General features: G+C 70.7%; 7 protein-coding genes. 3 read left to right on the top strand and 4 right to left on the bottom strand.

The window, feature by feature from the left end:
* Nucleotides 1-165 precede the first annotated feature (165 nt).
* From ACFU8W_RS36965 to ACFU8W_RS36950, 4 genes are all read right to left on the bottom strand, one after another.
* The gene (locus ACFU8W_RS36965; protein ID WP_384047137.1) at nt 166-1,236 is read right to left on the bottom strand and encodes a DUF3644 domain-containing protein; all 1,071 of its coding nucleotides are present in this window, start codon (nt 1,234-1,236) and stop codon (nt 166-168) included.
* Between the two features lie 121 nt (nt 1,237-1,357).
* Nucleotides 1,358-2,971 carry an RNase H family protein gene (locus ACFU8W_RS36960; RefSeq protein WP_384047135.1) on the bottom strand — a complete coding sequence of 538 codons (1,614 nt, stop codon included), beginning with the start codon at nt 2,969-2,971 and terminating at the stop codon, nt 1,358-1,360.
* A gap of 176 nt (nt 2,972-3,147) precedes the next feature.
* Entirely contained in the window at nt 3,148-3,981 is an 834-nt protein-coding gene (locus tag ACFU8W_RS36955) for a hypothetical protein (protein WP_384047132.1), read from the bottom strand.
* A gap of 257 nt (nt 3,982-4,238) precedes the next feature.
* A complete protein-coding gene (locus ACFU8W_RS36950; protein ID WP_384047129.1) occupies nt 4,239-5,471 on the bottom strand; it encodes a hypothetical protein in 1,233 nt (410 codons plus the stop codon).
* Nucleotides 5,472-5,750: 279 nt separating this feature from the next.
* Here ACFU8W_RS36950 and ACFU8W_RS36945 point away from each other — a divergent pair, with 279 nt between their 5' ends.
* From ACFU8W_RS36945 to ACFU8W_RS36935, 3 genes are all read left to right on the top strand, one after another.
* Nucleotides 5,751-7,904 carry an N-6 DNA methylase gene (locus ACFU8W_RS36945; RefSeq protein ID WP_384047126.1) on the top strand — a complete coding sequence of 718 codons (2,154 nt, stop codon included), beginning with the start codon at nt 5,751-5,753 and terminating at the stop codon, nt 7,902-7,904.
* Nucleotides 7,905-8,136: 232 nt separating this feature from the next.
* Nucleotides 8,137-9,390: a protein kinase gene (locus tag ACFU8W_RS36940; RefSeq protein ID WP_384047123.1), complete on the top strand. Its 1,254-nt coding sequence runs from the start codon at nt 8,137-8,139 to the stop codon at nt 9,388-9,390.
* Between the two features lie 141 nt (nt 9,391-9,531).
* Nucleotides 9,532-12,420, top strand: a complete 2,889-nt coding sequence (locus ACFU8W_RS36935) for a DEAD/DEAH box helicase (protein WP_384047120.1) — start codon at nt 9,532-9,534, stop codon at nt 12,418-12,420.
* Nucleotides 12,421-12,431: the final 11 nt, after the last annotated feature.

The following is a 12,431-nucleotide window of genomic DNA, read 5'->3' as shown; positions in this document are numbered from 1 at the left end:
CCTACAAGGAGAGGCTACATGTGTAGATGATGTGAGCAAGATGTGGGGGACCGTCAACTGTGCTGCTGCCGAACTACTGCGACACTTGTCGCCCGCACCCCTGTCGACGATCGGCCCCGGCGTGTGCTGTGCCACCCGTCCGACCTCCTCGGCACGCGACGCCCTCTACGCCGCCCACTTCGACGCGGCGGCCCCCGTCTTCATCCGCGGCTCCCTGCCGAAAAACGCGCGGTACTTCTCGACCGTCCCGATCTCCTTGAGGATCTTCTTTATCCATGCCTGGGTGTAGACGTATTCGTTGAAGGCTTCGTTGTACGTGCAGTACCTGGCGTTGGTGGCATACGGATCGCCGGAACCCTTGGCCGGACGGACCCTCAGCCGCTTCCACATCGTCACGTGCTCGTTGTATACGCTGAACCGGAACGGCAGCTGGTCCTCGACCCGGGCAGCGACCTGCGCCGGGCGCATCCTGTCCAGATCCGACACTTCGACATGGCGGTCCCTGGTGATGACGGAACCATCCCGCCCAGCCTCGACCATGGTGCGTCGCTCGTCGTCGCTCAGGTCGTCGAGTTTGACGAAGTTGACCGCCAGGTCGGCGTCCGTCTTGGAGCCGGTGATAGGCACCAGCCGTACGCGGTAGTCGTACCTGGGGTCGTCGAGGACGGACGGATCGATGCCCGCCTCGTACCTGGCCACCAGGTCACGGGGCTTCCTGGGCAGCTCCCTGGCGGCCTTCCGCATCTCCTCGTATCCGTCCGCGGTCAGCGCCTGGACGGAGAGCGGGAAGCGGAGCCGGTCGGCGAGGCTGTAGCCGCCGAAGTAACCGGTCATCTCCTGCTCGTAGTTGATCACATAGGCCTGCGCCCTGCCGCCCGTGACGATCCTCAGGTTGTGCTCGTAGCGGTGTTCCACCTTGTTGCGCAGGGCGACGAAGAGCTCCGCGTTGAGGCGCACCGTGTCGCCGCTATTGGGAAAGCGCTCCTTCAGACACTTCTCGAGATCCCATGCCTTGGGTTCACCGTCGATCATCTGGTGGCGGCCCGTCTTGGGGTCCCGGTAGTGGTAGTCGATGTTGGCCTTGTGGAATTCCGCGTGGAGCAGGTAGTGCCAGGCCTTGTGCATGTGGGTGAGGAAGTCGCTGTAGTCGCCGCTGGAGTTGTTCCACTCGTCGAGCGCCTTGAGGGCGTGACGCTGGGACTCCATGAGGATGTGGTGCCAGCGGGGATGTGCCATGAAGAGCGTCGCTCACTTTCGTCCGGGGTGAGGAGATCGGTTCTCAGGGTGGTAAGGCTGTCCGCAGACGGCGTGCCGTGGGCTGCCCCGCGTCTCCTGCGGCTGTCCTCAGTCCATGGGTTCAGGCAGCAGCCAAACCGAGCGAGCGCAGTATCCGCGCCTCCTCCTTCCTAGCGGCGGAGGAAGGGATTCGGCCGTTGGCGCGGCGGATGGCGAGGCTGGCGAAGGCGTCGGCTGTTTCGTTGAGGTCGTGTCCGATGTGGCCCTTGAGCCAGCGGACCTGGACGCGATGGCGGTGGCGCAGCAGGCGGTCCATCAGCTGCCGGCTCTCCGGGAAGAGGAGGGTGCGGTGGGCAGTTGTCGGGTCGGCGGAGCGCAAGGCCGTGTTGACTGCTTCGACTGCCTCGGTGCTGTCGCACAGGAGGACCACAGGTGCGTCCTCGTGGCGCTCGAGGAGGCTGAGGGCGGCAGCGCAGATACCGATGACTTCGGCTTCGCCGCTGCTCGAGGCCAAAGAGTCGCCGTATCCAGTGGTCCCGTCTTCGGCGGCCCAGCCGTAACCGCACAGTGCGGACTCGTCACCGACGGCGGCGTCGGCGACGGCCACGACGGCGGTATCGGGAAGGTCGGCGAGCACGGCGTAGCGGTCCTCGTCAGCCGGAAGCGTTGCCGTCGGCTGTTCGCCGTCGCCGTCCTCGGCCGTGTCGGCAGGATGGGCTTCGGTGAGGAGGGCAGCGAGAGCGCGGTGACAGTGTGGGCAGCCGTCGGCCCGTTCGGGGCAGTGCGCCTGGTGCCTCACGGTCAGCTCACGCACGCCGTACCACACCTCAGGTTCGGCGTCGGCGAAGCGCGCCAGAGCCGCGGCGCGACACTGCGCGATGAGCACCGCGAAGGGCCCCGTGGTCACGCAGGCCAGCATCCGGTCGTGCAGTTCCGTGCCCCTGAGCAGGGCTTCGCGTGAGCGGGCAGCGAGAACCGCTGTGTCCTGGTAGGCGTCGTCCAGAACGTCAAGTCGGGTGCGTCGTAGGGAGAGAGAGCAGGCGAGTACGTCCCGTTCGGCCTGGGCAATCGCGTAGCGGCCCCAGGCCAGCGCGGCACGGTCATGGCGGCTCCACCGTTCGGCCACCGCGTTGTGCGTGAGGTACGGGTTCTCCTCCTCCCGGGCATCACGCAGGAGGGCCTGGACGAAGGCGTCGTCGTCGCAGTCCCGCAGTTCGCGCACCGGCGCCGGCAGTTCGTGGCCTGCGGTTCTCCGTTCCCAGGCCCACCGGGCGAGGTCGCTCTCCGGCGCCTTCGGCGTGCCGTCCGGCAGTCCCATGTCGCGGAGTTCCTGCCGCAAGGCCTCGGCGAAGGCAGCCGGGGATGTCGTGCGCGCCACCCTCAGCTCCAGCATGTCCACCGGCCGGGAGCGGCCGGCGAGGCGGCGAGCACGCTGCTCCTTGTACACGGCCTCCGCCTGCGACCGGGCCCGTCGCACCTTCCGCGCGTGGGCTCGCAGCCGGCGCAGCCACTCGGGAGGCTGAGCCGAGAGCTCCGCGCGCCGGACGGCCCCACGAGCGAGGACGTCGGCGTGAGCGAGAGCGACGGTGACGGGACCGGCGAGCGAAGCGTGCTCCAAGGCCGCGGCGGTCTCCGGACCGCAGATCCCGTTCATTCGTGCGAGGACGGCCTCCTGCAGGGCGGTGAAGTCGTCGGCGAAGCAACGGATCAGCTCTGTGCGCTCGGTGATCGTCACAATGGCCTTCCAGGTCGCGGGTGGTGGTGAGCGGGCCGCACATGGTGTGCGATCGGGCGTGGGTGCGGACGGACCCGTGGGTGCGTCATCGTGTGCACCCGATGACGGCAGAGGCGTGAGCCGCCGCCGTGTGGGGACGACGAGGGCACCCGGCAGGGTCCCGTCCGCGGTCCGGGCTACTGCACCTGGCCGGTGAAGATGGCCGTGCGGTACCAGCCGGAGCCGGAGGTGTCCATCGGCATGATCTCGATCTGGGCGTTCTTGGCCGTCTTGGGGAACACGCAGGCCGCCTTCCAGGTCAGCGACTTGCCCGGCAGCAGGTGCGTGTCCGGCATGCCGTTGAAGCCGGCGTCCGTGTCGAAGATCTCTTCGGCTCCGTCCGGGCAGGACAGGCTGACCATGCTCAGGTCGATCGAGGACTTCGAGCCGTTCTGCATGGTGACGGAGAAGGCCAGGTAGGCGTTGCCGGACGGGCTGGCGTACTCGCCGGAGGTGCCCCGGCTAAAGCCGCTGAGGTGCGCCTTGACGCCGTTGTTCCACGTGGCGGTCTTGTCCAGCGCGACGGTGAAGGTGTCACTGTCGGAGTCGTCCTGGGTGTCCTGCGCGTCCTCGGCGCTCCCAGTGTCCTGCGAGGCGCTGACGGTGGCTGTCGGCGGCGCGGTGTCGGTCTGGGTCCCGCCGATGCTGGAGCAGGCGCACAGCGAGCAGCCCACGGCTGTCGCGGCCACGGCGAGGACGGTCCTGCGCGAACGGGTCAGGGGCGCCGCGATCAGCGCGAGGAGCGTTGAGGCACCGCGGGTGAGCCGCGCTCCGCGCCGCGACGGCTTTCTCCCGGCCGAGGGCGGCGCGGAGGCGGGGGACGTCTGCGGCGCCGTCCCGGGCGTGCCCGAAGCCGGGGCCTGACCGGCCGCTGTCCAGTGCTGGGGACTGCCCGTGGATGTGGCGGGGACGGCGTACGGGGACGAAGGGGAGGGAGAGGACGGCGTGCCGGAAATGTTCGGGTAACTCATGAGGCCATTCCTCGTATGGATGGGATGGAAGGAAACTGCCGGGTGGCGGGAGGAGACGGCGCGCACGCTGACGGAAGCGGAGCCGCCCTGCCGCACCCGGTCCGGACCGAGCCGGCCCTGGGCGCGGCATCGCAGCCTGGACGCCACGAATACGTGGGTGCGAGAGCCGTGGGTCGTGCCCGCAGGTGGCCCTCGTCCGGAGAGGGACGTTCGGCTGAGAAGGTCTCGGCGTCAAGGAACCCGCGCCGCAGGCCTGTTCAGCTCCGCACCCCCCGGATCTTCTGGCCCAACTCGCTGTTCGGGTCGAGGAGCGCGCCCGCGACGCGGCCGGTGGAGTCCTTCACGCCGCCACTGAAGTTGAGCCGGCCGGTGGAGCCGACGCTGGCGCAGACGCCGTCCCAGTAGACGGGTTCACGCTCCCAACGGACGTCGGCGAGCAGGTGCTCGACCGTCTCGTAGTTCAGGGCGTCGCCGGGGGCGCACCAGGGAGTGGCGCGGTGCAGCAGGACTCCGAGGCCCGCCATCACGGCCGGGGCGGTGATCGCGCTGCGCCGGGCGAAGTCCGGGAAGTGGCCTCCAATCAGCCGGGACACCAGACGGACGACGACCGTCTCCACCTCGTCGGCGTCGGTGTTGGGCGACAGGTCGTCCGCCTGGACGTTGGCCGCCGAGTACTGCACACCCTTGCTGCCGTAGACGGTGGTGACGATCAGCGTCCGCAGCGCGGACAGGGTCACGACCTCCTTGTCGGTCCTGGTGAGCTGCCGCTTGCCGGCGTTGACCAGCTTGCCGAACGGCATCCGCTGACCGTTCGACTCGACCTCGAGCTTCTCGCCGACGATGTAGGCGAGGCGGGTCGCGAGGTCGCGCTGGTCCATGGACATGGCCAGGTTCTTGGCGACGTCGATGCCCTTGACGTTGCGGTCGTAGAAAATCTGCCGCGCGTCTGCCGGGGAGATCCCCAGGTAGAGCTCAAAGGGGACACGGACCCGCAGGCTGAGCTCGGTGTAGGTGAGGCCGAAGGATTCCGGGTCCTGGTAGATGTCGTGCCAGGCGGTGGTCTGGGTCTCGCCGTCGATGGCGATCACCATGGCGTCCGGGGCGACGGTCAGCGTCCGCAGGCCCGAGTCGGTGACCAGCTCGTCGCTCATCGCGGCGATCTCGCCCGCGTGCCAGAGCGTGATCGGGGGCGTGGACCAGGCGGAGCCGTGCTTGCCGAGGATGCCGGCGGCGATGTACTCGGCGTAGGCCGGGATGTTCTTGCCCTTCTGGGACTTCAGCGTCCGCTGCACGGTTGCGCGCAGCTCGGCGTGCCGCCGGTCGTGCCCGGACGCGGCCTTGAGTGCCCGCGGGTCCTCCTCCTGACGCGGTGACGGCACGAGACGTACGAGCGTCGCAAGCGACATGGTTCCGATGACCGCGTCCTCGCGGAACGGCATGACGGTGAGCGGGATTCCTTCCGGGGTGCCGCTCGGCATGGTCAGGCGCATGGGTGTCCCCCTGGGTGGTGGTCGGTCGGCCGTCGCCTGGCCCCGAGGCGCCGCACGTCCCCCGGCGGCACGCCGAGAGGCGTTAGAGCAGGACAAGGGGCTGGGCGCTCAAGGACGTGGCTGTGGCAAAGAAGTCACGCTTCACGCCGGGGAGCGTCGCTCACCGCCGGAAGCGATTACATGAAAGCACGACAGTGAAAGCACTGTCCAACAGGCTCCGAGAGTTGACTCGTGCTGTAGGGTGTGATCACGCCGACCATCGGAGCCAGGACCACACCCATGTCGCAGCCACCCGCACCATCCGCCCAGGTGACCGCTGCCGAGATCTCTCGCATCGCGGGGGTCACGCGCGCCACGGTCAGCAACTGGCGTCGCCGGCACGAGGACTTCCCCGAGCCGTCCGGCGGCACGGAGAGCAGTCCGCTGTACGACCTGGAGTCCGTGCGTGCCTGGCTCGCCTCGCGCGGTCACGCCTCGGCGGCAACCCCGTCGGAAGAACTGCGGACGACCCTCCGCCTGCACGCGCACGACGGCGGTACATCTGATCTGCTGCTCCTCGTTCTCGCGATGGCGGGCAGCTCGCCGGAGGAGCTGACGGCCGCCACGCAGTTGCCGGACGCCGACCTGGCCGGGCGCGCACAGCGCGACGCGGGGTCCACGGCCGGCGCCGTGCCGGACACGGAAGAGGTCCGTTTCGAGACGGGCGACGCGGCGGTGCTGCGCGCGCTGTACGCGTGTGTACGCGACGAGGGCGGCCAGGCCGCGCTGGGCGTGCTGGCGGAGCGGGAACTGGAGGAAAGCGCCGCTTCCGGCGCGTACCAGACCCCCGCGCCGCTCGCGGACCTGCTCGCCCGCCTGATCCCCGGATCGCCGGCCCGCGTCCTCGACCCGGCCTGCGGCAGCGGCACCCTCCTGGCGGCCGCCGCCCGCCGGGGCGCACGCGAGTTGTACGGCCAGGACACGCTTCCTGTGCAGGCTCGGCGCAGCGCCGTGAGCCTGATACTGACGGCCCCGGAGGCCCGGGTCGCCGTGCACGCCGCTGACAGCCTCCGCGCGGACGCCTTCCCCGGCCTGGTCGCCGACGCGGTGCTGTGCAACCCGCCGTTCGGCGTCCGGGACTGGGGTCACGACGAGCTCGTGTACGACCCGCGCTGGGCGTACGGCGTGCCGCCGCGTGCCGAGTCGGAGCTGGCCTGGGTACAGCACGCGCTCGCCCACCTGACACCCGGCAGTTACGCGGCCCTGCTCCTGCCGCCCGCCACGGCCGGCCGCGCGTCGGGCCGTCGCGTACGGGCGGAGCTGGTACGCAGCGGGGCCCTGCGCGCGGTGATCGCGCTGCCGGTCGGCGCGGCGGTGCCACTGCACGTCGGTCTGCAAATCTGGGTGCTGCAACGGCCCGAGCCAGGCGGTCCGGAGCGCAAGTCGGTGCTGTTCGTGGACACGGCGGCGGACGCGGCGACGGCCGCCGGGCGCGGTGGAACGGCGGCGACCGCCCGGACGCGGGGCGCGAGCCGGTCCGCCTCCCCGGACTGGGCGGGGATCACGGCGCGTGCCCTAGGTGCGTGGCGGGCGTTCACGGAGAGCCCGGACACGTACGAGGGCGAACCCGGTGTCGCGCACGCAGCCGGCGTGGTGGACCTACTGGACGACGTGGTGGATCTGACCCCGGCGCGGCTCGTACGGGCGTCACGGGCCGAGGTCGACCCGGCGGAGCTGTCGGTGGAGGCCGACGCCACACGCCGGAGCCTCGCCGAGGCCGCGAAGTCCCTCGCGCGGACGGCGGGTCAGGAAGGCTGGAGCGCGGCGGGCGCCTCGGCCCGCGAGTGGCGGACGGCTACAGCATCCGACTTGTCGCGCGGCGGAGCGCTAACCCTGCTGCGCACGCTGCCCGACAGCATGCGCAGCAGGGGACAAGCCGCGAGCGGCGGGGACGGGGGGGCCGAGACGCGGGCGGTGCTCACCGGCTCGGACATCGCGACCGGGTCAGGTCCTACGGGAGCGCCGATGGGGTTGTACGACGACACAGCACCCGTGATCGCTGTCGGGGACGTCCTCGTACGAGCGGTCACGAGCACGGACGGCCCCATGGCCCGGGTCGCGGGCGAGGAGGACGCCGGCGCACTGCCCGGCCCTCAGGTCCACCTCTTCCGGCCGGACCCGGCACGCCTGGACGCCTGGTTCCTCGCCGGCTTCCTGGGCGCGGAGGAGAACATCGCGGGCGCGTCGACGGGCAGTACGGCGCTGACGGTCATCCCGGGCCGGCTGCGCGTGCCCCTGTTGCCGTTGCAGGAGCAGCGGCGGTACGGGGAGGCGTTCCGTCACGTGCACGCGCTCCGGGCGGAGGCGCGGCGGGCGACGCGGTTGGCGGAGGAGACGGCACGGCTGCTGTCGGGCGGACTCACGGGCGGCCAACTGCTGCCGCGCGGAACGTGACAGACCGTTCATCACGCGAAAATTCGCTTTGCCGAGCAGCGGCCACATGAGGAGCGTCCGGACTGCGGCCGACCCACACTCAGCCGGACTCTCCACACGTTCTCCACCCCAAGAGGTTGACATCTCCATCACGCAATCCCTGTTCCCGGCCCCGACCGCATCCACTACCGTGTCTCCAGGCGCGCATCGCGGCTGATCAGACGCCCGCCACGACCGAATTCCGAGGACACACGTGCAGATCACGCCCCTGAACCCCGAGGACCCGCCCTCGCTGGGCGACTTCGAACTCCTCGGCCGGATCGGCCAAGGGGGCATGGGCCAGGTCTTCCTGGGGGAGTCGCCCGGCGGTGAGCCCGCCGCGGTGAAGGTGATCAAGCCGTCGGTCGTGGACTCCGAGTCCCGCCAGCGATTCGCGCAGGAGATCGAGGTGCTCAAGACCATCTGGGGCCCACGCCTCGCGGCGTTCCTGGGAGCCGATGCGGAGGCGGAACAACCCTGGCTGGCCACCGAGTACGTGGACGGCCCGGACCTCGCCCGGCACGTCAAGACGCACGGACCGCTCCCATCCGTCCTCACCGCCGCGCTCTGCGCGGTCCTCGCCGAGGCGCTGTCGGCCGTGCACACGCAGGGCCTGCTCCACCGCGACCTCAAGCCCGCCAACATTTTGCTCGGGCCGAACGGACCGAAGATCATCGACTTCGGTCTGGCCGCCTTCACCGAGTCGCATGTGTCCCTCACCGCCCCCAACCAGGTCGTCGGCACTCCGATCTGTATGGCCCCCGAGCAGGCCGCCGGCGTGAAACCCTTGACGGCGGCCGTGGACGTGTACGCCCTGGGCGCGCTGCTCCTCTTCGCCGCGACGGGTCACTATCCGCACGAAGCGGCGACCCCATACATGGTGTTCCACCTCGTCACCGACCCCGACACGGTCCCGGACCTGTCCGATGCGCCCGGCGAACTGCTGCCGCTCCTGACTGGCATGCTCGCCCAGAGCGCGGAGGACCGGCCTTCGCTGACCGATGTGGTGCAGCAATGCCGCTCGGTGATCGAGGCCCAGGGCATGAAGATCGCCCAGGCGCGTCGCAGACTCACCGCGCACACCACGGGACAACGGCAGAAGGCCGCGCCCACAGACCACTCCCCCGCCCTCCCGTGGCCCACCCCCGCCGGCGACGCCCCGAACACCGCCCCCGCCGCTCAAGACGTTCCGGCCCCGCCCCTCCCCGACTCACCCGCTCCCTCCCTGACCGTGGTCGAGACCGTCCCCGACCCCGCCGACCCGGCGACCCAGGAGTCCCCCGCCCCCACGCCTCCCACCACGGAGGATCCCTCCCACGGCTCCCGCCGCGAGCAACCGGCACCCGGCCGCCCGCCCACGGCGTCCAGGCGCCCCCGGGAAGGAACGCACCCGCCGCGGCACTCCGTGCAGGCTCGCAGGACGGCGGAACGCCTCCGCGCCGCGTACGCGGCGAGCGCTCCCTTCTGAGGCCCGCACCCGGCCTACCGCACCGAGCCGAACGGCCGCTCCCCCCGTCCGCGCGTCCCGCCGCTTCGGCGGTGACGCCACCGGACCACCCGTGACAGAACACACCCACCCCACCCACACAACCGCCCAGGAGGCACCCGCGTGACCGCCGACTTGAGCACCGCCCCCGCGACGAGCGGCGAGGACGCCCAGTTCCCGCCGGGCGCCCAGATACTCGTACGGGACGAGGTGTGGCTGGTGCGCAACGCGACGCGGACCGAGCACGACGGCGCCCGGATCGAAGCCGTCGGCGCCTCGGACTTCGTGCGCGACCAGGAAGCGGTGTTCTTCACCGGGCTGGACCGGATCGAACTGCTCGACCCGCGGCAGACCCGTCTGGTGCGGGACGACTCGCCGAACTTCCGCCGCTCGCGCCTGTTCCTGGAGGCGGTCCTGCGCAAGACTCCGCTGCCGCAGGCCGAGCGCGGCCTCGCGCTCGCGGACTCATTCCTCCTGGACTCGCTCCCCTATCAGCAGCGTCCCGCGCAGCTCGCCCTGTCGGGCCGCAACCTGCGCCCCCGCGTGCTCATCGCGGACGTCGTCGGTCTCGGCAAGACCCTGGAGATCGGCCTCACCCTCGCCGAGCTGATCCGCCGCGGCCGCGGCGAGCGCATCCTCGTCGTCACCCCGCAGCACGTCCTGGAGCAGTTCCAGCACGAGCTGTGGACGCGGTTCGCGATCCCGCTCGTGCGCCTGGACTCGGTGGGCATCGAGCGGATCCAGCGGGAGATCCCCGCGGGCCGCAACCCCTTCACCTACTTCAAGCGCGTCATCGTCTCCATCGACACCCTGAAGAACACCGACCAGTACAAGCACCACCTGGAGCGCATCACCTGGGACGCGGTTGTCATCGACGAGTCGCACAACCTCATCAACAAGGGCTCCCTGCGCAACCAGCTGGCCCGCACGCTGGCCCCGCACACCGATGCCCTGCTGCTGGCCTCGGCGACCCCGCACAACGGCGACGCCCGCTCCTTCGCCGAGCTGATCTCCCTGCTCGACCCGGCTGCGATCCGCGACCCGGAGCACTACCGCGCCGAGGACATCAAGCACCTGTTCATTCGCCGCACCAAGGTCAGTCCCGAGGTGCGCGAGCAGATGAAGGGCCAGTGGGCGGACCGCGGCCCCTCCCGCTCGATCCGGGTGACGGCCACCCCCGCCGAGGAGAAGGTCTTCGAGGAACTGGCCGAGGTCTGGCTGCCGTCCGACGGTTCCAAGTCGGTCAGTGACGTCCCCCTGTTCCCCTACACCCTGCTGAAATCCTTCCTCTCCTCCCATGCGGCACTGAAGTCCACGGTCACCACGCGCATCAAGACGCTGGAGAAGAAGGACGACCCGGAGTCGACGGCCGCCGAGCGCGCGGCCCTTCACCAGCTGCTGGAGCTTGCCTCCGGCATGACGGAGGAGGACTCCGGCAAGTTCGGGGCCCTGCTGGAACAGCTGCGGGAGATCGGGGTCGGGCCGAGGTCCGACAAACGGGTCGTGGTCTTCTCCGAGCGGGTGCAGACCCTGGAGTGGCTGGCGCGGGCCATGCCGCAGGCCCTCGGCTTCAAGGGGAAGGCCGCCCAGGAGGCGGCCCGGGTCATGCACGGCGGTCTGTCCGACGAGCAGCAGATGCAGTGCGTGGAGGATTTCGGCCTCGCGGACACGCCCGTGCGGATCCTGTTCACCGGCGACGTCGCCTCCGAGGGCGTCAACCTGCACCGCCAGTGCCACCAGCTCGTCCACTACGACGTGCCCTGGTCGCTCATCCGCATCGAGCAGCGCAACGGCCGTATCGACCGCTACGGGCAGGCGCACCAGCCGCAGTTCAAGGCACTGATCCTGACCAGCTCCGTCGACGGCGCCAAGGACGACACCCTCGTCGCGGAACGCCTGCTGGAGCGCGAGGCGCAGGCCCACCAGTCGCTCGGCACGGCGGAAGCGGTCTCCGGCCTCTACCGGGCCGAGGCCGAGGAGAAGTCCCTCATCCAGGACCTGCTGCGGGGCCGCACCGTGGACGAGTCCCTGGACACCGACCGCACCTCCGACACCGACGACGGCGTGGACGACTTCCTCGCCGACTTCTTCGGCGCCGTGAACGACGAACCGGAGGAGGACGCGACCACCACCGACACGGGCAGCGGCGACGGCACCGGGGCAGTACCCCGGGCGCACGTGCCCCGGCTGTTCGCCTCCGCCCGCGAGTTCCTCGACGAGGCGCTGCGCGAGGTCTACCCGGACGCCCACGACCGGCTGGACCTGTCCGCCGACCCCGAGACCGGCCTGCTCTCCTTCGTCCCGCCCTCCGACCTGGTCCACCGTCTCAAGGCGCTGCCCCCGGACTACGTCCGCGAGCAGGGCCTGCGCGACCGCCTGAAGGTCACCTTCAACCGGCGGCTCGCCGACCACAGCCTGACGCGCGCCCGCGCCTCGGCGACCTCAAGCTGGCCCGACATCTCCCTGCTGACCGACCTGCACCCGGTCATGGAGTGGCTCACCGACAAGGTCCTGGTCCGCCTGGACCGCCAGGAGGCCCCGGTGCTGACCGCCGACGTGTCGGAGCCCACGTACCTCGTGCAGGGCATCTACTCCAACGCGCTCGGCCGCCCGACCGCCGTCAAGTGGATGGCGGTCACCACGGACGGCGAGGTCGACGACGACATGGTGGCCGTGCTGCGCCGCGCGAAGGTCGGCCCGACGATGGCGAACCCGGGTCTCGCCCACGACCCGACCCGCCTCGCCGAGGCGATCCCCGGTGTCCTGGACACCGCGGAGGCGTTCCTGGAGCGGCACCGCGCCGCATGGAACGAACCACTCCGGGCCCCCATCGAGGAGTACAAGACCCGCCTGGGCTCCTGGGAGCAGCCGACACTGACGGGCGGCGGCGCCACCTCACCCACCGGCACCCGCGAACGCCTCGCCTCCCTCGCGGACTCCCTCCTGACCACCGGCCGCCCGATGCTGAGGGTGCTCGCCGTCCTGGCCCCCGCCACCGCCCACGCCGCCTGACCGACCCCGCA

The sequence above is a fragment of the Streptomyces sp. NPDC057565 genome, from assembly GCF_042801455.1.
GTDB classification, from domain to species: Bacteria; Actinomycetota; Actinomycetes; order Streptomycetales; family Streptomycetaceae; genus Streptomyces; species Streptomyces yanii.
The sequence above is the reverse complement of the archived record's forward strand: the minus strand, read 5'-3'. Positions and strand labels throughout refer to the sequence as shown.

What these genes read in the sequence shown, in the direction of transcription:
- ACFU8W_RS36955 (WP_384047132.1), bottom strand. Translation starts at nt 3,981, where the DNA reads ATGAGTTACCCGAACATTTCCGGCACGCCGTCCTCTCCCTCCCCTTCG.
- ACFU8W_RS36950 (WP_384047129.1), bottom strand. Translation starts at nt 5,471, where the DNA reads ATGCGCCTGACCATGCCGAGCGGCACCCCGGAAGGAATCCCGCTCACC.
- ACFU8W_RS36965 (WP_384047137.1), bottom strand. Translation starts at nt 1,236, where the DNA reads ATGGCACATCCCCGCTGGCACCACATCCTCATGGAGTCCCAGCGTCAC.
- ACFU8W_RS36945 (WP_384047126.1), top strand. Translation starts at nt 5,751, where the DNA reads ATGTCGCAGCCACCCGCACCATCCGCCCAGGTGACCGCTGCCGAGATC.